Origin of the sequence: Enterobacter cloacae complex sp. IR5402, from assembly GCF_049238125.1 — a bacterium.
Taxonomy (GTDB): domain Bacteria; phylum Pseudomonadota; class Gammaproteobacteria; order Enterobacterales; family Enterobacteriaceae; genus Enterobacter; species Enterobacter hormaechei_C.
Genome location: NZ_JBMKHO010000003.1, coordinates 403,918 through 425,349, shown reverse-complemented (window position 1 = coordinate 425,349; position 21,432 = coordinate 403,918). Strand labels below are relative to the sequence as shown.

The 21,432-nt window shown below is 53.5% G+C and carries 20 protein-coding genes and 6 tRNA genes; 4 read left to right on the top strand and 22 right to left on the bottom strand.

Translation table 11 applies throughout. The features are described from left to right. Window positions 1-118: 118 nt before the first annotated feature. The gene (gene gpmA / locus ACOTXL_RS08325; RefSeq protein WP_003858562.1) at window positions 119-871 is read left to right on the top strand and encodes a 2,3-diphosphoglycerate-dependent phosphoglycerate mutase; all 753 of its coding nucleotides are present in this window, start codon (window positions 119-121) and stop codon (window positions 869-871) included. 61 nt (window positions 872-932) lie between these two features. On the opposite strand, the gene aroG is transcribed toward gpmA, so the two are convergent. After that, entirely contained in the window at window positions 933-1,985 is a 1,053-nt protein-coding gene (gene aroG / locus ACOTXL_RS08320) for a 3-deoxy-7-phosphoheptulonate synthase AroG (protein ID WP_003858564.1), read from the bottom strand. A 304-nt stretch (window positions 1,986-2,289) separates the two neighbouring features. Between aroG and ACOTXL_RS08315 the strand changes: the two genes are divergently transcribed. Both ACOTXL_RS08315 and zitB read left to right on the top strand, forming a co-directional pair. After that, window positions 2,290-2,649, top strand: a complete 360-nt coding sequence (locus ACOTXL_RS08315) for a protein YbgS (protein WP_045350718.1) — start codon at window positions 2,290-2,292, stop codon at window positions 2,647-2,649. Between the two features lie 99 nt (window positions 2,650-2,748). Beyond that, window positions 2,749-3,687 carry a CDF family zinc transporter ZitB gene (zitB, locus tag ACOTXL_RS08310; RefSeq protein WP_022650624.1) on the top strand — a complete coding sequence of 313 codons (939 nt, stop codon included), beginning with the start codon at window positions 2,749-2,751 and terminating at the stop codon, window positions 3,685-3,687. Here zitB and pnuC read toward each other — a convergent pair. From pnuC to mngA, 21 genes are all read right to left on the bottom strand, one after another. Beyond that, window positions 3,684-4,403, bottom strand: coding sequence for a nicotinamide riboside transporter PnuC (gene pnuC / locus ACOTXL_RS08305; protein WP_045350719.1), 720 nt, complete (start codon window positions 4,401-4,403; stop codon window positions 3,684-3,686). The two genes, zitB and pnuC, sit on opposite strands and share 4 nt — an antisense overlap. Window positions 4,404-4,425: 22 nt before the next feature. Further along, window positions 4,426-5,469 (bottom strand): quinolinate synthase NadA, encoded by a 1,044-nt coding sequence (gene nadA / locus ACOTXL_RS08300; protein ID WP_045350720.1) that lies wholly within the window; start codon window positions 5,467-5,469, stop codon window positions 4,426-4,428. 230 nt (window positions 5,470-5,699) lie between these two features. Then, a tRNA-Lys gene (locus ACOTXL_RS08295) sits at window positions 5,700-5,775 on the bottom strand. A gap of 31 nt (window positions 5,776-5,806) precedes the next feature. After that, window positions 5,807-5,882, bottom strand: a tRNA-Lys gene (locus tag ACOTXL_RS08290). Window positions 5,883-5,913: 31 nt separating this feature from the next. After that, window positions 5,914-5,989 (bottom strand) — tRNA-Lys (locus ACOTXL_RS08285). A 41-nt stretch (window positions 5,990-6,030) separates the two neighbouring features. Beyond that, a tRNA-Lys gene (locus tag ACOTXL_RS08280) sits at window positions 6,031-6,106 on the bottom strand. A gap of 3 nt (window positions 6,107-6,109) precedes the next feature. Beyond that, window positions 6,110-6,185, bottom strand: a tRNA-Val gene (locus ACOTXL_RS08275). 27 nt (window positions 6,186-6,212) lie between these two features. After that, a tRNA-Lys gene (locus ACOTXL_RS08270) sits at window positions 6,213-6,288 on the bottom strand. 161 nt (window positions 6,289-6,449) lie between these two features. After that, the gene (gene cpoB, locus ACOTXL_RS08265) at window positions 6,450-7,238 is read right to left on the bottom strand and encodes a cell division protein CpoB (protein WP_045350538.1); all 789 of its coding nucleotides are present in this window, start codon (window positions 7,236-7,238) and stop codon (window positions 6,450-6,452) included. 9 nt (window positions 7,239-7,247) lie between these two features. After that, on the bottom strand, window positions 7,248-7,769 hold the full coding sequence (gene pal, locus ACOTXL_RS08260) for a peptidoglycan-associated lipoprotein Pal (RefSeq protein ID WP_003858578.1): 522 nt from the start codon (window positions 7,767-7,769) through the stop codon (window positions 7,248-7,250). A 34-nt stretch (window positions 7,770-7,803) separates the two neighbouring features. Further along, complete coding sequence (tolB, locus tag ACOTXL_RS08255) at window positions 7,804-9,096, bottom strand: Tol-Pal system beta propeller repeat protein TolB (protein ID WP_017384962.1); 1,293 nt, start codon at window positions 9,094-9,096, stop codon at window positions 7,804-7,806. A gap of 100 nt (window positions 9,097-9,196) precedes the next feature. Further along, window positions 9,197-10,444 carry a cell envelope integrity protein TolA gene (gene tolA, locus ACOTXL_RS08250; RefSeq protein WP_045350539.1) on the bottom strand — a complete coding sequence of 416 codons (1,248 nt, stop codon included), beginning with the start codon at window positions 10,442-10,444 and terminating at the stop codon, window positions 9,197-9,199. 28 nt (window positions 10,445-10,472) lie between these two features. Beyond that, window positions 10,473-10,901, bottom strand: a complete 429-nt coding sequence (tolR, locus tag ACOTXL_RS08245) for a colicin uptake protein TolR (RefSeq protein WP_003858589.1) — start codon at window positions 10,899-10,901, stop codon at window positions 10,473-10,475. 3 nt (window positions 10,902-10,904) lie between these two features. After that, on the bottom strand, window positions 10,905-11,597 hold the full coding sequence (tolQ, locus tag ACOTXL_RS08240; protein WP_003858590.1) for a Tol-Pal system protein TolQ: 693 nt from the start codon (window positions 11,595-11,597) through the stop codon (window positions 10,905-10,907). Further along, on the bottom strand, window positions 11,594-11,998 hold the full coding sequence (gene ybgC, locus ACOTXL_RS08235) for a tol-pal system-associated acyl-CoA thioesterase (RefSeq protein WP_003858593.1): 405 nt from the start codon (window positions 11,996-11,998) through the stop codon (window positions 11,594-11,596). Before ybgC ends, tolQ begins: the two co-directional genes overlap by 4 nt. 148 nt (window positions 11,999-12,146) lie before the next feature. Continuing rightward, the gene (gene ybgE, locus ACOTXL_RS08230; protein WP_003858596.1) at window positions 12,147-12,437 is read right to left on the bottom strand and encodes a cyd operon protein YbgE; all 291 of its coding nucleotides are present in this window, start codon (window positions 12,435-12,437) and stop codon (window positions 12,147-12,149) included. Further along, the gene (gene cydX, locus ACOTXL_RS08225; protein WP_003858598.1) at window positions 12,437-12,550 is read right to left on the bottom strand and encodes a cytochrome bd-I oxidase subunit CydX; all 114 of its coding nucleotides are present in this window, start codon (window positions 12,548-12,550) and stop codon (window positions 12,437-12,439) included. The genes ybgE and cydX overlap by 1 nt, the downstream gene beginning before the upstream one ends. 14 nt (window positions 12,551-12,564) lie before the next feature. Next, window positions 12,565-13,704 (bottom strand): cytochrome d ubiquinol oxidase subunit II, encoded by a 1,140-nt coding sequence (gene cydB / locus ACOTXL_RS08220; protein ID WP_003858599.1) that lies wholly within the window; start codon window positions 13,702-13,704, stop codon window positions 12,565-12,567. A gap of 15 nt (window positions 13,705-13,719) precedes the next feature. Further along, complete coding sequence (gene cydA, locus ACOTXL_RS08215; RefSeq protein ID WP_003858601.1) at window positions 13,720-15,288, bottom strand: cytochrome ubiquinol oxidase subunit I; 1,569 nt, start codon at window positions 15,286-15,288, stop codon at window positions 13,720-13,722. A gap of 679 nt (window positions 15,289-15,967) precedes the next feature. Next, window positions 15,968-18,604, bottom strand: coding sequence for a mannosylglycerate hydrolase (gene mngB, locus ACOTXL_RS08210; protein WP_045350540.1), 2,637 nt, complete (start codon window positions 18,602-18,604; stop codon window positions 15,968-15,970). Between the two features lie 23 nt (window positions 18,605-18,627). Beyond that, window positions 18,628-20,544: a PTS 2-O-a-mannosyl-D-glycerate transporter subunit IIABC gene (gene mngA, locus ACOTXL_RS08205; protein WP_045350541.1), complete on the bottom strand. Its 1,917-nt coding sequence runs from the start codon at window positions 20,542-20,544 to the stop codon at window positions 18,628-18,630. A gap of 171 nt (window positions 20,545-20,715) precedes the next feature. Between mngA and ACOTXL_RS08200 the strand changes: the two genes are divergently transcribed. Next, the gene (locus ACOTXL_RS08200; RefSeq protein WP_003858607.1) at window positions 20,716-21,432 is read left to right on the top strand and encodes a GntR family transcriptional regulator; all 717 of its coding nucleotides are present in this window, start codon (window positions 20,716-20,718) and stop codon (window positions 21,430-21,432) included.

The following is a 21,432-nucleotide window of genomic DNA, read 5'->3' as shown; positions in this document are numbered from 1 at the left end:
ACATGCATCTTACACTCTCGAACTATTTTCGCTATGGTTAGGGTTAAGCGTTGCTGCTGGCACAGTCACGGCAATATAATGAGAATTGTTATCATTCAAAATGCTTGAGGAGTAAGAAATGGCTAATACTAAGCTTGTCCTGGTGCGCCACGGCGAAAGCCAGTGGAACAACGAAAACCGCTTCACCGGTTGGTATGACGTTGATCTGTCCGAGAAAGGCGTGAGCGAAGCAAAAGCGGCAGGTAAACTGCTGAAAGAAGAAGGCTTCACCTTTGACTTTGCTTACACCTCTGTGCTGAAACGTGCCATCCATACCCTGTGGAACATTCTGGACGAGCTGGATCAGGCCTGGCTGCCGGTTGAGAAATCCTGGAAACTGAACGAGCGTCACTACGGTGCGCTGCAAGGTCTGAACAAAGCGGAAACCGCAGAAAAATACGGTGACGAGCAGGTTAAGCAGTGGCGTCGTGGTTTTGCGGTTACGCCTCCAGAGCTGAGCAAAGATGACGAGCGCTACCCGGGCCACGATCCGCGTTACGCGAAGCTGACTGAGGCTGAACTGCCGCAGACCGAAAGCCTGGCGCTGACCATCGACCGCGTTGTGCCTTACTGGAACGAAACCATTCTGCCACGCCTGAAAAGCGGCGAGCGCGTCATTATCGCTGCTCACGGTAACTCCCTGCGTGCGCTGGTGAAATACCTGGACAACATGGGTGAAGATGAAATCCTCGAGCTGAACATCCCTACCGGCGTGCCGCTGGTGTACGAGTTCGACGAAAACTTCAAGCCAGTTAAACATTACTACCTAGGTAACGCCGACGAAATCGCTGCAAAAGCGGCAGCCGTGGCGAACCAGGGTAAAGCGAAGTAATATTTGCCGGACATAAAAAAAGCGTGGAGAAATCCACGCTTTTTTATTACCCGCGAAATACTTAGCCGCGACGCGCTTTAACCGCATCCGCCAGCTGACGCAGGATCGCATCGGTATCGTCCCAGCCAATGCAGGCATCCGTCACGCTCTTACCGTAGACCAGCGGCTCGCTGCCCTCCAGGTTCTGGTTGCCTTCAACCAGATGGCTCTCAATCATCACCCCAATCACTGCGCGTTCACCGCTGGCGATTTGCTGACACACATCTGCGCCGACTTCCATCTGCTTTTTGAACTGTTTGCTGGAGTTGGCATGGCTGAAATCGATCATCACCTGCGGTGCCAGACCTGCTTTCTCCAGCCCTGCTTTTACCTCCGCTACGTGTTTAGCGCTATAGTTAGGCTCTTTACCGCCGCGCAGTATGATATGGCAATCGCCATTACCGCTGGTATTCACGATAGCCGAGTGGCCCCACTTGGTCACCGACAGGAAGCAGTGCGGCGCGCCCGCCGCATTAATGGCGTCAATGGCGACCTTGATGGTGCCATCAGTGCCATTTTTGAAACCCACCGGGCATGACAGGCCAGACGCCAGCTCGCGGTGAACCTGAGATTCAGTCGTACGCGCACCAATAGCGCCCCAGCTCATCAGGTCAGCCAGATACTGCGGGGTGATCATATCGAGGAATTCTCCGGCAGCAGGCAGCCCGCTGTCGTTGATCTCCAGCAGCAGCTTACGCGCAATGCGCAGGCCGTCGTTAATCTGGAAACTGTTGTCCATATGCGGATCGTTGATTAACCCTTTCCAGCCCACGGTGGTACGCGGTTTTTCGAAATAAACGCGCATCACGATTTCCAGTTCGCCTTTCAGCTCTTCACGCAGGGCGAGCAGACGCGACGCATACTCTTTGGCCGCAGCAGGATCGTGAATGGAGCATGGCCCGATCACTACCAGAAGACGATCGTCGCTACCTTTCAGGATCTTGTGGATCGCCTTGCGGGCATGAGACACCGTGTTGGCGGCATTTTCGGTGGCGGGGAATTTTTCAAGGAGCGCTACGGGAGGTAATAACTCATTGATCTCTTTAATGCGTAAATCGTCGTTCTGATAATTCATCTTCTTTCCGGCTCTGCCATATCTTTAGTAATGAAAGCAATCCTTTCAATCTAACTTGTCGGCCACGAAGTGTAAACGGGCTTTTACACTTCGCGCAGATAATTCCTGGAATTCGCCTAAAATACGCAACAAAATAGCGAAAAATGAGATCTGGCCTAAGCTTTTTACTTGTAACGACTGTTTTTAAATATTTATACGCGATTCCATCCTGACATAATTCAGGAGTCCGGAATCTTTCGCCACTGAACAAGATGCACTGTTGGAGAATGTTATCCAGCGTAACGATAAGAACAGGAGCACCATGATGAAAATGACGAAACTGACTACGCTTTTCCTGACGGCAACCCTTACCCTGGCAAGCGGTAGCGTACTGGCTGCTGATGCAGGCTCATCCGGCAGCAACGGCGACGCGAATGCCGCTGCCGAAGCAGGCCAGGTTGCGCCGGATGCAAAACAGAATATCGCGCCAAACAATGTTGATAACAGTATTATCAACACGGGCAATACCAATACTGGCGGGACGAACACAGGCACGATGAACCATGAGGGTATGACTACCGACGAGGTGCATAAAAACTCAGTCTGTAAAGACGGGAAATGCCCGGACCCGAATGACAAAGTGGGCAGCGATGCCAATACCAAAACGGACGGTACTACCCAGTAACCTTCCATAAGGTAAAACAGGGAGAGCGAATGCTCTCCTTTTTTATTTAAGCTGTTAAAAACGCTACACTAAAAATAATAATAAATCAGGAACGATACCATGGCGCACTCCCACTCCCATTCCCACTCCACTGGCGATGAAAATGCCAAACGGCTTTTGCTGGCTTTTGGCGTCACTGCCACCTTTATGATTATTGAGGTCACAGGCGGGCTGATATCCGGATCGCTGGCGCTGCTGGCCGATGCCGGGCATATGCTGACCGACGCTGCCGCGCTCCTGTTTGCTCTGCTGGCCGTGCAGTTTGCCCGTCGCCCTCCCAATACCCGCCACACCTTTGGCTGGCTCAGACTGACCACGCTTGCCGCCTTTGTGAATGCGATTGCACTGGTGGTCATTACTATTCTTATCGTCTGGGAGGCTTTTCAGCGCTTTCGGCATCCACAACCGATAGCCGGGACGACAATGATGGTTATCGCCATTGCCGGGTTGGTCGCCAATATTCTGGCGTTCTGGATATTGCACCGCGGCAGCAGTGAAAAAAATCTGAACGTACGGGCCGCGGCGCTTCATGTGCTGGGCGATCTGCTGGGTTCTGTTGGTGCGATTGTGGCCGCGCTGATCATTATGGGCACGGGCTGGACCCCTATCGACCCGATTCTTTCCGTGCTGGTATCGTGCCTGGTATTGCGCAGCGCCTGGCGGCTACTGAAGGAGAGCGTAAATGAGCTACTGGAAGGCGCGCCCACATCACTGGATATTGGCGAACTGAAGCGCAACCTGAGTCGTTCCATTCCTGAAGTCCGTAACGTTCACCACGTTCACGTCTGGCTGGTGGGTGAGAAACCGCTGATGACGCTGCACGTTCAGGTTATTCCGCCCCACGATCACGATGCGTTGCTTGAACGTATTCGGCATTTCCTCGAGCATCACTATGAGATTGCGCACTCCACTATCCAGATGGAGTACCAGCCTTGCAGCGGGCCAGACTGCCACCTTAACGAGGCGCAGTCCGGCCACTCACACGCACATCACCATTAACGGGAAAGCGCGCGAGAGCCACGCTCACGCGCGCTGTTAATCCACATGCGGCTGCCGTTGAGAGCAATGAAGGTCAGGAGCATATACTCCAGCGACATGGCATAAACACCCTGGCGGGCAAAAATCACCACGCTAATGACATTGATGACCACCCACAGCAGCCAGTTCTCAACGTATTTACGGGTCATCAGGATCATTGCGGCAATCGACAACACCATCATGCAGGAATCCCAGAACGGGAAGGCATCCGGCTGAAGCTCAGGCATCGTCACATTTAATCCCAGACCCGACATGACCGAGACCGCCACGCGCGTCAGGAAGGCAAATACCGGATCAATAAAGACGGTCATAAAGCCGATAGCCACCACGCAGGCCGCGAACCAGGCGATGGCTTTTGGCAACGGCAGCCAGAGGATTTGCAGTTCCGCCTCCTGCTGACTGTTTTGCCGAGACCAGGCGTACCAGCCATAGATATTGGCCGCGAGGAAGAACAGCTGTAGAAGCAGGCTGGCGTAGAGCTGGATCTGGAAAAAGATGATCGCAAACAGCGTGACGTTTATCAGCCCGAACGCATAGTTGCTGATCATCTCAAGGCTGGCCAGCCAGATACAGAGTAAACCGGCCAGCGTACCCACCGCTTCAATCCACGACAGGTCATAGCCGCCCGCACCAATCGGGATATGAACCAGGATGTTCTGTGTGCTAAAAAAATCCATTTTTTCTCCGGGGCGTAATAAGTTAAGTACGTAGTGTAGCCGCAAAATCCAGCATACGGTTAAGTGGAATTAACGCGCCTTCACGCAGAGCGGCATCCACATGGATCTCATGCGCTTCGCCACCGTTCTCCAGCCCCTCCGCAATCGCTTTGAGCCCATTCATCGCCATCCACGGACAATGCGCGCAGCTTCGGCAGGTCGCCCCTTCTCCGGCGGTCGGCGCTTCGAGCAACGTTTTTTCCGGCACGGCCTGCTGCATCTTGTAGAAGATACCGCGATCGGTCGCCACAATGAGCTGCTTGTTCGGCAGGGTTTTCGCAGCATGAATAAGCTGGCTGGTTGACCCGACGGCATCCGCCATGTCGACGATGGACTGCGGGGATTCCGGGTGCACCAGAATCGCGGCGTCCGGGTATAAGCCTTTCATCCGGGTCAGCGCCTGGGTCTTGAACTCATCGTGGACGATACAGGCCCCCTGCCAGCACAGCACATCCGCACCGGTCTGTTTTTGTACGTAGTTTCCCAGGTGACGATCGGGCGCCCAGATGATTTTCTCCCCCAGGCTGTCCAGATGTTCAATCAGCTCAACGGCAATACTGGACGTCACTACCCAGTCCGCCCGGGCTTTCACCGCCGCAGACGTGTTGGCATAGACCACCACGGTACGGTCAGGGTGGGCATCACAGAAGGCGGTGAACTCATCAATCGGGCAACCGAGGTCAAGGGAGCATTCGGCATTCAGCGTCGGCATCAGTATGGTTTTTTCCGGGCTGAGAATTTTTGCCGTTTCGCCCATGAAGCGCACACCTGCAACCAGCAGCGTGGAGGCAGGATGTTTAGCACCGAAACGCGCCATGTCCAGGGAATCTGAGATACAGCCGCCCGTCTCTTCCGCCAGCTGCTGAATTTCCGGGTCGGTGTAGTAATGCGCCACCATCACCGCATCACGCTCTTTAAGCAGGCGCTTGATTTTCTCTCGATAGAACTGTTTTTCATCCCGGCTTAGCGGAGCAGGCTTTGGCGGGAAGGGATAGATTGCGGTTTCGGGATCAAACATCACACTCATTATGGCTTCTCGTTTTACTGGCTTAACAATATTGCCTTTGTTTTGCATGAGATAACAAAAATGAGGAAATGGTGTTTTGTATACTAAACAAGATAGCGAATTTGAGGGGGAATGTCATCGGGAAATGATGCCGGTAGCATCTGTCGGGTGGCGGCTTCGCCTTACCCGACCTGCAAGGCCCTGGCGAACGACAGACAGCAAAAAGGCGCCTTTAGGGCGCCTTTTTACATTGGTGGGTCGTGCAGGATTCGAACCTGCGACCAATTGATTAAAAGTCAACTGCTCTACCAACTGAGCTAACGACCCCTTACGGGATGTACTTCAAATCTATTCAGGCTGGTGGGTCGTGCAGGATTCGAACCTGCGACCAATTGATTAAAAGTCAACTGCTCTACCAACTGAGCTAACGACCCCTTACGGGATGTACTTCAAATCTATTCAGGCTGGTGGGTCGTGCAGGATTCGAACCTGCGACCAATTGATTAAAAGTCAACTGCTCTACCAACTGAGCTAACGACCCATTCGGGTGTTGCCTGAATTATCACTCGGTACCAATAAAATTGGTGGGTCGTGCAGGATTCGAACCTGCGACCAATTGATTAAAAGTCAACTGCTCTACCAACTGAGCTAACGACCCGAGTGGTGGGTGATGACGGGCTCGAACCGCCGACCCCCTCCGTGTAAAGGAGATGCTCTACCAACTGAGCTAATCACCCACTCTGTGCTGCCGGAACTGCTTTAAGTGGTGGGTCGTGCAGGATTCGAACCTGCGACCAATTGATTAAAAGTCAACTGCTCTACCAACTGAGCTAACGACCCACTTTTGCGCTGCTTTCACGTTGTTTGATATCCCGTGGCAACGGCGGCATATATTACTGATTTAAGAATTCTGCGCAACAAAAATTTCGATGAAGATCACTTAACTGCTTAGGAATCATGCTGCACGACCAGAAATAACGCGATTTCTGGTCATGCGATAATCAACCCATCGAACTCAAACGTTTTTGTGCCTGTTTGGCGCCGTCTGTACCCGGGAATTTCGCAACCACCTGCTGATAAACCGCTTTGGCTTTTGCAGTGTCGCCTTTGTCCTGCATGATCACGCCGACTTTATACATCGCATCAGGCGCTTTCGGTGATTTCGGGTAATTTTTCACCACAGAGGCAAAATAAAACGCCGCATCATCCTTTTTACCCTTGTTGTAATTCAACTGACCCAGCCAGTAGTTCGCATTTGGCTGGTAAGTGGAATCAGGGTACTTCTTAACGAAGTTCTGAAACGCAACGATAGCATCCTCCTGGCGCGATTTGTCCTGCACCAGGGCAATGGCCGCGTTGTAGTCCGTATTCGCGTCACCGCTCTGTACAGGCGCACCAGACGACGCGGAGGCATCTGCCGCAGGTGCAGGCGTCGCCGCACCGCTTTGATCGCCTGCTGCTGGCTGTGCTGCTGCTCCGCCGCTGTTCAGGCTATCCATCTGCAACAAAATTTGCTTCTGGCGCTCCACAACCTGATTAAGCTGATACTGACTCTCCTGGATCTGACCACGAAGGGAATCAATATCATTCTGGTTATCGGAAAGCTGCTGCTGGAGTTGAGTTAAAAGCTGGCTGTGAGCGTTAGAAATACGCTCGAGTTGAGTGACTCGATCTTCTACCGAGCCTGAGCCGACACTACTGATTGGTGCCTGAGCAAAAGCGGCCCAGGGGGCCGCTATTCCAACCAGTAACGACAGACTCATCAGATGATGTCTGAAGTTACTGCTCATGCAATTCTCTTAGTAAACGAGTACGGCACGACGGTTTTTGGAGTAAGCCGCTTCGTCGTGACCCAGTACTGCTGGTTTTTCTTTACCGTAAGAAACGATGGAGATCTGGTCAGCAGAAACGCCTTTACCCTGGAGGTACATTTTAACAGCGTTTGCACGACGTTCACCCAGGGAGATGTTGTACTCCGGAGTACCACGTTCGTCCGCATGACCTTCTACGGTGACTTTGTAAGACGGGTTGCTACGCAGGAAGTTTGCGTGCGCATCCAGCATTGCAGCGAAGTCAGAACGAATGTCGTATTTATCCAGATCGAAGTAAACGATGTTGTTCTGCTGTAACTGCTGCATCTGAAGACGCGCTTGCTCTTCAGAAGACATATTGCCATTGCCGTTAGCGTCCATACCGGTGCCGGCACCCATCATGCCTTCGCCGCTCTGGTCATTGCTTGCGTTCTTGTTAGAAGAACACGCTGCGATTGCCATAACAGGCAGAGCGATCATCAGCCCCTTCAGCACTTTGTTCAGTTGCATTTCTAAGATTCCTTTAGTAATCAATTAATTATTATTACAGATACGGCGACCAGGCAGGTGATTTTACCTGTCCATCAGTTGCCGGAAGACGCGCTTTGAAACGCCCATCTGTAGAAACCAGATTCAGCACGGATCCCATCCCCTGAGAAGAGCTGTAGATTACCATGGTGCCGTTAGGTGCCAGACTTGGCGTTTCATCCAGGAACGTTGACGACAGTACTTGTACGCCCCCCGTTACCAGATCTTGTTTGGCAATGTGCTGCTGACCACCCGCAGTACTGACCATTACCATTGTTTTACCATCGGCACTGACGTCAGCATCCTGGTTCTGAGAACCTTCCCAGGTAATACGCTGCGCTGCTCCGCCGTTGATATTCACTTTATAAACTTGTGGACGACCTGCCTGGTCAGACGTAAATGCCAGATTCTGGCTGTCCGGGAACCAGGTTGGCTCAGTGTTGTTGCTACGACCATCCGTGACCTGACGGATCTGACCAGAACCAATATCCATCACGTACAGGTTCAGGCTACCGGTTTTAGACAGGGCAAACGCCAGTTTGGTACCATCCGGAGAGAACGCAGGCGCACCGTTGTGACGTGGGAATGACGCAACCTGACGCACAGCACCGTTAGACAGTGTCTGGATAACCAGCGCGGAACGGCCGCTTTCGAAGGTCACGTACGCCAACTTAGAGCCATCCGGAGACCATGCCGGAGACATCAGCGGCTGTGGTGAACGGTGTACGGTGAACTGGTTGTAACCATCGTAGTCAGAGACGCGCAGCTCATAAGGGAACTGGCCGCCGTTGGTCTGTACTACGTACGCGATACGGGTACGGAACGCACCTTTAATACCGGTCAGCTTCTCAAACACTTCGTCACTCGCCGTGTGGCCTGCATAACGCAGCCACTGCTTGTTCACCTTATACGTGTTTTGAGCCAGAACGGTACCCGGCGCACCGCCAGTATCCACCAGCTGATAAGCGACGTTATAGCCGCCGTCTGGCGCAGGAGTAACCTGTCCGACAACCACGGCATCAATACCCAGTGCAGACCATGCAGCAGGTTGAACTTCCTGAGCTGTACCCGGCTGCTGCGGCAGACGAGAACGATCTAAGGGGTTAAATTTACCGCTGTTACGCAGGTCAGCTGCAACAATGCCGCCAATATCTTCAGGCGCAGCGCCCGGGCCTGCCCACTGGAACGGAACGACACCGATTGGACGCGCTGAGTCGTTCCAGTCGGTAATGTCGATGCTTACTGTGGCATGCACTGCTGACGTCAACAGTACTAAAAAACCAAAAGCTAATCGTAATGCCTGCTTCATCATATCTCCCTTATCCGAACAATAAGTCCTGGATAATTTAGCAGAAGGTTAACAAACTCAAATACACAAAACTATCAGAACCCGATAACAGCAGCTCTGCTTATGGCTTAAAGTTCAGCGAAGCGTCTTTGAACACTTCATAGACAGCCTGTGATGGAGGTTTTGGCAGTTTTGCCTGATTCACTGCCACAAGTGCAGCCTGGCATAATGCTTCATCTCCCCCTTCTGACTCAACGCTCAGCACCATACCATCCGTAGCCAGTTTAATATGCAGTCGGCACGTTTTCCCGGTATAGAGCGATTTATCGTTAAGTCTGCTGGCAATAGCCGCGGCAATCTGATTCTTATAGTCGTTGATCTCAGCGCCAGAAGCACCGTTGTTCTTAGTGTTACCACTTCCTGCCGGTGCTGCGTTACTTCCTTTCGCCCCACCGCCCGTTTTCGGTGCATTCTTACCGGAGCTCAGGTCCCCCAGCAGATCGTCAACCCCTGCGGCAGCGGCTTTTTCCGCAGCAGCGGCCTTCATAGCTGCGGCTTTTTCAGCAGCAGCTTTCTTATCAGCAGCGGCTTTCTCAGCTGCCGCTTTTTTATCAGCAGCGGCTTTTTCCGCAGCGGCGGCTTTTTCTGCCGCAGCTTTCTCGGCCGCGGCCGCTTTTTTCGCAGCATCGGCAGCCGCTTTCTTCTCTGCTTCCTGCGCAGCTTTTTTGGCGGCTTCCGCTTCGGCTTTCTTCTGTGCGTCAGCGGCAGCTTTTTTCGCCGCTTCGGCTTCTGCTTTCTTCTTCGCATCAGCAGCGGCTTTCTTCGCCGCTTCGGCTTCCGCTTTCTTCTGCGCATCAGCAGCAGCTTTCTTCGCGGCTTCTGCGGCTAACTTAGCCTGAGCATCTGCCTGCGCCTTCGCGTCTGCCGCGGCTTTGGCTGCCGCCTCTTCCGCCTGCTTCTGCTGTTCCTGAGCTTTCTTCGCTGCGGCTTCAGCCTGTTTCTGCTGCTCCGCCTGCTCTTTAGCGGCTTCCTGCGCCTGCAAACGCTCTTTCTCAAGCTGCTTCAGACGTTCCTGCTCGGCGGCCTGCTTTTCACGCAGCTCTTCCGCCTGCTGTTGCGCCTGTTTTTCACGCTGTTCTTCCGCGCGTTTTGCGCTCGCCTGCTGCTGTTGCTGGCGATTATAGTTCTGCACTACCGCACCGGGATCCACCATGACGGCGTCGATGGACGAGCCCCCATCGCCGCCTGATGCATCAAGGTGCTCATCGAACGAACTCCAGATCAGCGCTGCAAAAAGAAATACGTGCAGCACTGCGGAGACGATTATCGCTCGCTTAAGCTTGTCGTTCTGTTCGGTTGCCTTTGACACTATCGGTTCCCAAAAACTACGCAGATGATCAAATAGGCTGAGTCATTAAGCCAACTGACTTAACGCCCGCGCTATGTAGCAAGTTCAGCGCTTTGATAATTTCATCATATGGTACGTCTTTCGCACCACCGATTAAGAAGACCGTCTTCGGATTTGACTCCAGACGTCGTTGCGCTTCAGCAATAACCTGCTCTGGCGGAAGCTGATCCATACGATCTTTCTCTACCACCACGCTGTACTGCCCTACGCCGGAAACCTCAATGATGACCGGAGGATCGTCATTGGTGCTTACCGCCTGTGATTCTGTCGCATCCGGCAGATCAACTTCCACGCTCTGGGTGATGATGGGCGCTGTCGCCATAAAGATCAGCAGCAGCACCAGCAGCACGTCCAGTAACGGAACGATATTGATTTCGGACTTGAGCTCGCGACGACCTCGTCCACGCGATCTGGCCATGGTTTACCCCTTGTTGCTCTCGGTGCTGGTAAACGCCTGACGATGCAGAATCGCGGTGAACTCTTCCATAAAGTTGTCGTAGTTCAGTTCCAGTTTGTTCACGCGCTGGTTCAGACGGTTGTACGCCATTACCGCCGGAATTGCGGCGAACAGACCGATTGCGGTCGCGATCAGTGCTTCTGCGATACCCGGTGCAACCATCTGCAACGTTGCCTGCTTCACCGCCCCCAGGGCGATAAAGGCGTGCATGATCCCCCACACCGTACCAAACAGGCCGATATACGGGCTGATGGAGCCAACGGTTCCGAGGAAAGGAATATGCGTTTCAAGATTTTCCAGTTCGCGGTTCATGGAGATGCGCATCGCACGCGACGCCCCTTCTACCACGGCTTCCGGCGCATGGCTGTTAGCGCGATGTAAGCGAGCGAACTCTTTGAAACCGCTGTAGAAAATTTGTTCGGAGCCTGAAAGGTTATCACGGCGTCCCTGGCTTTCCTGGTACAGACGAGAAAGCTCAATTCCCGACCAGAACTTATCTTCAAACGCTTCGGCTTCGCGGCCGGCGGCATTAAGGATACGCGTTCTCTGGATAATGATGGCCCAGGATGCGATTGAAAAACCAATCAAAATCAACATGATAAGTTTAACCAGAAGGCTTGCCTTCAGGAACAAATCAAGGATATTCATGTCAGTCACTGCTTAAACTCCGCGACAATAGACTTAGGAAGCGCACGAGGCTTCATTATGGTTGGATCAACACAGACAATCAGGACTTCAGCTGAGTTCAGTACCGTGTTCTCTGCATTGACTATCCGCTGCGTGAAAACCAGTGAAGTTCCGCGCATTGATGTAATTTCTGTTTGAACTTCGAGCATATCGTCGAGTCTGGCAGGCGCAAAATACTCAAGCGTCATCTTGCGTACCACGAAGGCAACTCGCTCAGCCAACAGCACCTGTTGACTAAAGTGATGATGGCGCAGCATCTCTGTGCGTGCCCGTTCATAAAAAGCAACGTAGCTGGCGTGGTAGACCACACCACCGGCATCGGTATCTTCGTAATAGACACGTACCGGCCATCGAAACAGCGTTGTATTCACTTTACATCCCGGTAATACAAGAAAAGTTGGAGCTTTCAAACTTCGCTACTATACGCGCGGGAATGATGGTTTGGAATGGGGGAAAGTAAACGGAGAGTAAATTTTTATGGGCCATGGTAAGCCCATAACGTTAACGGACATTTCTTATTCAGAAGAAGAAGAAAATCAAACCGGCGAGGAGAACCAGATCGGCAATCAGTGGGCAGAAGATGCCCTGCCAGTGTAGCGCTTTCGGACGAAAGCCGACACCGTGAATCACGCCTGCGCACACCGCCCACATAATCAGGAAGCCGTGCCAGATTTCAAGCTCGCTGGTTTTCGCCGCGAAGCGCGACGGGTCCCAGAAGATACAGCCTGCCAGCAGTAATGCCATAATGAGGGAAAGCGCCCTCAGGGGGCGCTTATCCATTACCGCATATAAGGTTGCGATAATATTCATTAGTGCTTTTCTTCACCTGCTTTGGTCGCTTCTACATGCTCAAGCGCCAGGGCAGTGATGACACCAAACGCACAGGCAAGAAGCGTCCCTAAAATCCATGCGAAATACCACATATTCAGCTCCTTACTTAGTACATAGAGTGGGTGTTGCTTTCGATATGTTCTTTAGTGATGCGACCGAACATTTTCCAGTAACACCAGGTGGTGTAGAGCAGGATAATCGGTACGAACACGCAAGCAACATAGGTCATTAAGTTCAGCGTCAACTGACTGGACGTTGCATCCCACATGGTCAGGCTGGCATTCATCATGGTGCTGGATGGCATCACGAACGGGAACATCGCAATCCCCGCCGTCAGGATGATGCACGCCAGCGTCAGTGAAGAGAATACGAACGCCAGAGCGCCTTTCTCCAGACGAGACGTCAGCACGGTCAGCAGCGGCAGCAGCACACCCAGAGCCGGGATAGCCCACAGCGCAGGAGTATTGTTGAAGTTCACCAGCCATGCACCGGCCTGACGCGCCACTTCTTTGGTCAGCGGGTTAGACGGTGCAGTATGGTTGATCGCGGAGGTCACCACGTAACCATCAATACCGTACACCACCCACACGCCAGCCAGCGCGAAGCAGACCAGCGTCACCAGCGCCGCCACCTGAGCGGTAGCGCGGGAACGCAGGTGCAGTTCACCTACGGTACGCATCTGGAGATAGGTTGCGCCCTGGGTGATGATCATCGCCACGCTCACCACGCCCGCCAGCAGACCAAACGGATTCAGCAACTGGAAGAAGTTACCGGTGTAGAACAGACGCATATATTCGTCGACGTGGAACGGTACGCCCTGCAACAGGTTACCGAACGCCACACCAATGACCAGCGGTGGAACGAAGCTACCGATGAAGATGCCCCAGTCCCACATGTTACGCCAGCGGGTGTCTTCAATCTTGGAACGGTAGTCGAAACCCACCGGACGGAAGAATAAAGAGGCCAGCACCAGAATCATCGCCACATAGAAGCCGGAGAACGCAGCCGCGTAGACCATCGGCCAGGCAGCGAACAGCGCGCCGCCTGCGGTGATCAGCCACACCTGGTTACCGTCCCAGTGCGGGGCGATGGAGTTGATCATGATTCGACGCTCGGTGTCATTACGACCGAGGAAACGGGTGAGCATGCCCACGCCCATGTCGAAACCATCGGTGACCGCGAAACCAATCAGCAGAACACCGATCAGCAGCCACCAGATAAAACGCAATACTTCATAATCGATCATTTGATGACTCCTGTCTTAGCGTGCCGGCTGAGTAGTCGCAACAGACTGCTCGTAGTGATAGCGACCGGTTTTCAGGCTGCTTGGGCCAAGGCGCGCGAACTTGAACATCAGGAACAGTTCAGCCACCAGGAACAGGGTGTACAGACCGCAAATGAGCAGCATGGAGAAGATCAGGTCGCCTGCGGTCAGGGAGGAGTTCGCTACCGCTGTTGGCAGCACCTCACCGATCGCCCACGGCTGACGGCCATATTCCGCAACAAACCAGCCGGACTCGATAGCAATCCATGGCAGTGGGATACCGTAAAGCGCGGTGCGCAGCAGCCATTTTTTCTCACCGATACGGTTACGAATGACTGACCAGAACGAGGCCGCGATGATCAGCAGCATGATAATGCCGCAACCCACCATGATGCGGAACGCGAAGTACAGCGGCGCAACGCGTGGAATAGAGTCTTTGGTTGCCATCTGAATCTGCGCTTCCGTCGCGTCAGAGACGTTCGGGGTATAGCGTTTCAGCAGCAGACCGTAACCGAGGTCTTTCTTCACGTCGTTAAATTGATCGCGAACGGCCTGGTCGGTAGAGCCGGCGCGCAGCTGTTCCAGCAGCGAGTAAGCTTTCATCCCGTTACGGATACGCTCTTCATGCTGCACCATCAGATCTTTCAGGCCAGTCACCTGTTTGTCGACGGAGCGCGTGGCGATAATACCCAGAGCGTAAGGAATTTGAATGGCGAAGCGGTTTTCCTGCGCTTCCTGGTCAGGCACGCCGAACAGGGTAAACGCTGCCGGTGCCGGCTGGGTTTCCCATTCAGCTTCAATTGCGGCGAGTTTGGTTTTCTGCACGTCGCCCATTTCGTAACCGGATTCATCACCCAGAACAATAACGGACAGAATCGCGGCCATACCGAAGCTTGCTGCAATAGCAAAAGAACGCTTGGCGAACGCGAAGTCACGGCCGCGCAGCATATAGTAGGAGCTGATGCCCAGCACGAACATCGCGCCGCACACATAGCCAGACGCCACGGTGTGAACGAATTTAACCTGGGCAACCGGGTTCAGGACCAGCTCAGCGAAGCTGACCATCTCCATACGCATGGTTTCGAAGTTGAAATCAGATGCGATTGGGTTTTGCATCCAGCCGTTCGCCACCAGGATCCACAGTGCGGACAAGTTGGAGCCTAATGCCACCAGCCAGGTTACCGCCATATGCTGGACTTTACCCAGACGGTCCCAACCGAAGAAGAACAGACCTACAAAGGTGGATTCGAGGAAGAAGGCCATCAGACCTTCAATGGCCAGCGGCGCACCGAAAATATCCCCCACATAGTGGGAATAGTAAGACCAGTTTGTCCCGAACTGGAACTCCATGGTCAGACCGGTTGCCACGCCCAGCGCAAAGTTGATACCAAACAACTTGCCCCAGAACTTGGTCATATCTTTATAAATCTGTTTGCCGGAGAGGACGTAAACCGTTTCCATGATGGCCAGCAGGAACGCCATACCGAGCGTCAGCGGCACAAACAGGAAGTGGTACATCGCGGTCAAGGCAAACTGTAAGCGCGACAGTTCGACTACGTCTAACATTATGACTCCTTGCTCATCGCATGAAGACTCCGAGAGTGAACCCCGTTAGATAAGGATCCACACGCATGCCCCAATACAAAGTTATCTGCTTCCCTTCTTCGTTGCTTATTCTCTATATGAGGAAAAAGCAATGATGAAAGGTTACAAATACGTTAAGAAAAAACCAAATTGATCCCGTAAATATAATACGCTGCAAAACCCTTACAATAAACAGGTTTTTATTCAAACAGATTTACGTTTTTCGACGGCGATCAATTTATAGCAAAATTACCACTTTTCGGCCATTTTGATCGGGAACAATTTAACGCCTTTTTGAGCCTTTTTCCAAGGATTAAACATTGATTTAAATCAAAAACGGCCAGAGCTGTTAATGATGTTTCTTTGTGGTGCGGATAGTAAAAACCTTGTTAATGATATGTACATTTAAAGGCGTTGATGGTTATAAAAGCCAGAGGATAATATAAACAGTTGTGATTTTTATTAACGCGCGTGAAAAAACGCATTTTGCCGGAAGATAAACATATAATGTTATCTGCTTCACAGTATTTTTCTTTCGCTTTGCTACCTGCCGAAACGATTACATTTTATTCACTTTTAATAATCTTAAAATTAACACCCCTTCGTGACTATTTGATGAAATAAAGGCCGCAGGAATGCGGCCTTTATTTTATTTTGAGAATTACCTTTCAATTTTTATGCTGAAGGTACGTGACTGGCCTGGCCGGAAAGACCCCGTAATGGCTGAGCCCTCTTCCCCTTGCGCCTTGTACACCTCATTCATGTCCGTTTCGCAACAGGCCTGGACCTCACGGTTCACAGACAAAGCCACGTCACAGGAGCGGGTCTCCGAAGGGTTGTACAGACGAAGAATCATCTCGTCACGATCCTCCGCTTTTTTCAGCACACTGAGTACGCATCCGTTAGGCGCCAGCGTTAGCAGGCTATAGCTACGGGGTGTGGTGAAAGAGGCACGGTTAAGCTTCATCGCATCCCACGGAATTTTGTTATAACAGTGCACTGGCGTTAACCACGACTTCGCCTGCTGCGCAACGCCAGCACTGACGGGCAAACCATTAAAACTGAACAGGCTAAAGCGACAGGTTAACTGGCCCCGCATCTGCGAATCAGGCACCGGCATTTTGATCCCGGACGGTCTGCCGGGGCGCAGCAGTAAATCTTCCTTCCCAAGCACTCCCACGCCGCGAAGCAACGTCAGGGCAAACGTTTTTTGACGCTCGCCAGTCACTTCAAATTCGCGTAACCCTTCGGTAAACAGCGCCATCCCGTTACGCCGTTCCTGGAGCACCGCGTAGTTAAGCAGATTCCACACCGGCAGCGGCGCTTCCTTCCAGCCCTCCTCCTGCCAGTTCGCCATCGCTTCATCCTGTACAGGTCGCGTCAGCGAACCGAACTGGGTATCAGCTAACACCGTGTCTGTGGTGAATGGCGTCGGGATCAACACCCGAACACGGTGGTCATCCGCGTGATTTCCGAGACGCGCCTCAATGTCGATACGTCGGCTGTTATGGCTGAGCGTGACCGTGAGTTCTGCCTCAAGCGTTCCCGTCTGCTGACGCGCAGAACGTTCAGCGAGATCCGCCGGCACCGCCATGCGATGGCGGATCACCGCCCTGCTCTGCCAGACCTCGTGGATCACCTCAACCTCATGCTCGCCCTGCGCGGAAGTGAGTCTCCACTCTTCCCGTGAAGGCGAGTAGTCGTACTCATCGCCATCATCCGAGCTCTCTTCTATTTCCAGCGCGCGGTCATAGATAAGCCCGGACGCTTTATCGAGCAGACGCAGGGTGCCGTCGTCGTTTAACGTTATTTCCCAGAAAGCATTTTCCAGTAATGCCTCCGACGTTGTTTCTGGCGCCAGCAGCTTGCCAGCCACGTGCGGCTCGATATAGAGCGTGCGGTAACCCATTGATGGCAGGATCTGGTTGAGCTGGATATCAAACTCCATAAAGGGATCGTAGTTGCCGTAATGCACAATCTGCCGGTCTATTAAGCCGGGGTCGATTTCACGCGCGCTGCGCAGGCAGTAAGGGATTTCATTCCCCCTATCGTCCAGCAGGCGGAACTGGCTGGCGCGCAGACGTATCGTAGTGTTAATCACTTCCTCACGCGGCCAGGGCGTGAGGTTAAACATCACCAGTTTGTCTTCCTCGCACTGCGGCATGTTGTCGACAATCTTGCGCATATAGAAGCATGTCAGGTTATCGGCCATGTCTTCCGCCAGCTCGAAGCGTGACATCACCTCACGATGCACTTTGTCACTACAGCAGCAGCCGATACTGTCATGGGCGTGATTCTTGAGGATCTCTTTCCACATTTTTTCCAGCAAGCCGTGGTGATACTCAAAGCCCAGCGTCCAGGCAAGCGTGGCCAGCGGCTCAAGGACATTGACGATTTTATGCTCTATCCGGGCGTGGGCGATTTTGATGTCCATTCGCGTGGAGCCTATTGTCCGGTGCACCCGCATATATTTACCGTCAATAAACTCCCCTTTCAGCGTCGCCAGTTCATCGCGGTGCGCGTCAATGTGGTCAAACACCTCCTCGAAGCGGCTCATCACAAACTGACGCTGCGGATAGATTTCGCGCAGCTTATCCATCACCGCAAAGATGTTCTGCTGGAGCGGCATCTGATCATGGCCGTTAGGCAGCAAAATTTCTTTCGTCACGGAGGCTTTTTCCAGCACCTCGAAGTACGTGTCGAGCCGTTTGCGCAGCCCGGCCTCATCCTCCGGTAAGTACTTACCAATCGCGTAGCCCAGCGGTAACACCTGTGCCGTCACTTCACTGCCGTCCTGACTTTGCCAGAGAAATTCGGTTTTATCGGTACCATGCCGCTCGGAACACCCGCGCCAGAACATGGTGCGCGTGATGCCAAAACCGTTGTAAATGTGTGGCAGCTGGGAAGACATGCCGAAGGAGTCCGGCAGATAGCCAATTTTCATCGGCTCGCCAAAGGCCAGACAGTCGCGAATGCCGTACATCAGATTTCGGACAATCGACTCGCCGGAGACAAGGGTGGTGTCCGTCTGGGTATACCACGGCCCGATAATCAGCTTCCCGGCCACCACCAGCGCCTTCACGCGTGGCCTGTTTTCCGGTTTCACGGCAAAATAATCTTCCAGCACCGCCGTCTGGCCGTCGAGAACGTAGTATTTATACTCTGCGTCCTGCTCAAGACGGGTAAGGATCTCTTCCATATTATTGACCAGAAGAATACGTGACGCTTCGGTGGTGAAGTACCACTCCCGGTCCCAGTGCATATGTGGCGTGATATGAACGCGAGATACAGCTTTCATCTTCGTTTCCTGTCAGTGCGTGTTTAGGATGTTATGTCTTCAGTCACGTAGGTGCCGCTCTTCACGGCCTGGCGTCGCCAGAGGAGTAAAATGAGCGTAGAGATTGCGGCACCAATCAGCGCGGCGCCAAACCAGCCGGCAGCGGCCAGCACGCCGCCCAGCCCGGCATCATGCAGTAAGAAGAGAGAGAAAATGCCCGCGCCCGGGGTGGATAGCCCAATCCCCATCGCCCCGACAATCGCTCCGGTCGCCATTGACCCCAGAACAAATGAGCCGATGACCCGCAACGGATCCTCGATAGCCATCGGAATTGCTCCTTCGGTGATGCCCGCCAGCCCCAGCAGCCAGGTGGACTTGCCGGTTTCAATTTCGAACTGTTTGAACAGGTTCGGAGCCAGCATCGTTGATGCCGTCACGGTAAAGGCCGATACCATTTTGACGGAGGCAAAAATCGCATAAGGCCCGTATACGCCATTGGCCATCGCCCCCAGACAGAACGCGTAAGAGGCTTTGTTGACCGGACCGCCCAGATCGAACGAGCACATAAAGCCCAGGATCGCCCCCAGCAGCAGCGCGTTCGCGCCGGACAGACCGTTAAGCCAGGCGGTGAGGGCGTTATTGATCCAGGCCACCGGTTCGCCGATCACAAACAGCATCAGGCTGCCTGCGCCCAGCACGCCAATCACCGGATAAAGATAAAAGGTCAGAAAGCCGTTGTAGCGGCTACTCAGCCGGATGTGGTTTTTCACCCAGCGCATCAGGTAGCCCGCAATCAGCCCGCCGACGATGGCCCCCAGAAAGCCGGAGCCGATCATATTGGCGGCAAGACCCGCCGCAAAGCCTGGCGTTAGCGCAGGTTTATCCGCCAGCGAGTAAGCGGTGTAGGCCGCCAGAACAGGCACCATCAGAATACCGAGCATCCCGCCGCCCAGTTTGCGGTACATCCACAGCCACGAATTTTCCTGATCGAACAGATGCTGCAAGCCCAGGATTTGCGCCAGCAGTACCGACACGGCCAGCACCGTGCCGCCAGCGACAATCAGCGGCACCGCAAAGGAGATACCGCTGAGGAGCGCCTGCTTGAGTTCGGTTTTAACGCACTTTTTCGCGTCCGTGTCGACGTGCGCAGGACGCGCATCGGATACAGGCTGTAGCGCCAGCGCACGCTCAATGAGCGCTTCCGCATGGCGCAAGGGTTCCGCGACGGGCACGGAAATGGCAGGGATACCCTGAAAACGCTCGCGCTCTTTAATCGCCACTTCCGCCGCGAAGATACACGCTTTTGCCTCCTGCAACTGCTGCGCGGTGATGCGCCCCTCAATACCGTTTGCCCCCTGCTTTTCGACCACTACATTGACGCCGAGCTTACGTCCCGCTTTTTCGAGATATTCCGCTGCCATGTAGGTATGGGCGATCCCGGCCGGACAGGCGGTAACGCAGACGATCGTCGGGGCATTCTCTGCGACGGCGGTTTCTTGCGCCTCAGGCGCCGTTTCCAGCGCAGCAAGCACCGCTTCCGCGCTGGTCGCCGTCATCACGCGCGCCCTGAGATCGTCATCCGCCAGGCGAGACGTCAGTTCCGTCAGCACCTGAATATGCGTTGATCCCGCTTGTGCGGGAGGAATGGCGAGCAAAAAAATCAGCTCGACCTCCTCCGGTCCGTCCACGCCTTCCCAGGCCAGCGGCTCGCACAGTGTGGCCACGGCAAAAGCCGCTTCCTTTACCGCCGCTGATTTACCATGAGGTACGGCCAGTCCCTCGCCCAGCGCCGTCGGGCCAAGCGATTCGCGATGGAAAACCTCTGCCAGAAACGTATCGGCGCCGGCTATTTTGCCCAACGCTACCAGCCGCCTCGCAAGCTGACGGATTGCCTCATCACGGCTGGTAAACTGCGCCTGCACGCAGACAGCACGGGGGTCGGTCAGAGTCGTCAGGTTCATAAAGATCCTCACCTATCCAAAGTTATTGTCTGGGGAGGATTGTGGCAGAGCCAATAAGACATTTATGTGATCATTTTCACTAACACCGAAATTTGTATCTTATTTGTATTATTTACAAATCCGCCGCTGAAGGCATAATTCCCTGAAAACGTATTAAAAAGGCGCGACACAATGGGCAATAAACCGATGTACCGGCAGATCGCCGATGCGTTCCGCGAGAAAATTAATGCCGGTGAGTTAAAACCTGGCGACGCGCTGCCGACAGAATCCAGCCTTCAGGAGGCGTTTAGCGTCAGCCGTGTCACCGTGCGGCAGGCGTTGAAGCTGCTCGCCGACGAGCAGATCATCGAAAGTATTCAGGGCAGCGGCTCGTATGTAAAAGAGGAGCGGGTGAATTACGATATTTATCAGCTCACCGGCTTTTACGAAAAGTTAGCGGATCGCAACGTCGATACGCACAGCGACGTCAGCGTCTTCGAAGTGGTGAAAGCCGATGAGCGGCTCGCGACAAAACTGGCGCTCAATCCGGATGATAAGGTCTGGCACGTCAAGCGCGTACGCTTCATCAGGGAAAAGCCGGTGAATCTGGAAGAGACATGGATGCCGCTGGCGATGTTCCCCGACCTCACCTGGGAAGTGATGGAACAGTCGAAATACCATTACATTGAGCAGATCAAAAAGATGGTTATCGATCGCAGCGAGCAGGAGCTGGTGCCAGTCATGCCATCGGACGAGGCGATTGCCGCCCTGGCGCTCGATCCGGCGAAACCGATTCTGGAAAAAGTCTCCCGCGGCTTTCTGAAAGACGGCCGGGTATTTGAGTACAGTCGCAACGTGTTTAACTCCGACGACTATAAATTCACTCTGGTGGCTAAACGCAGACAATAA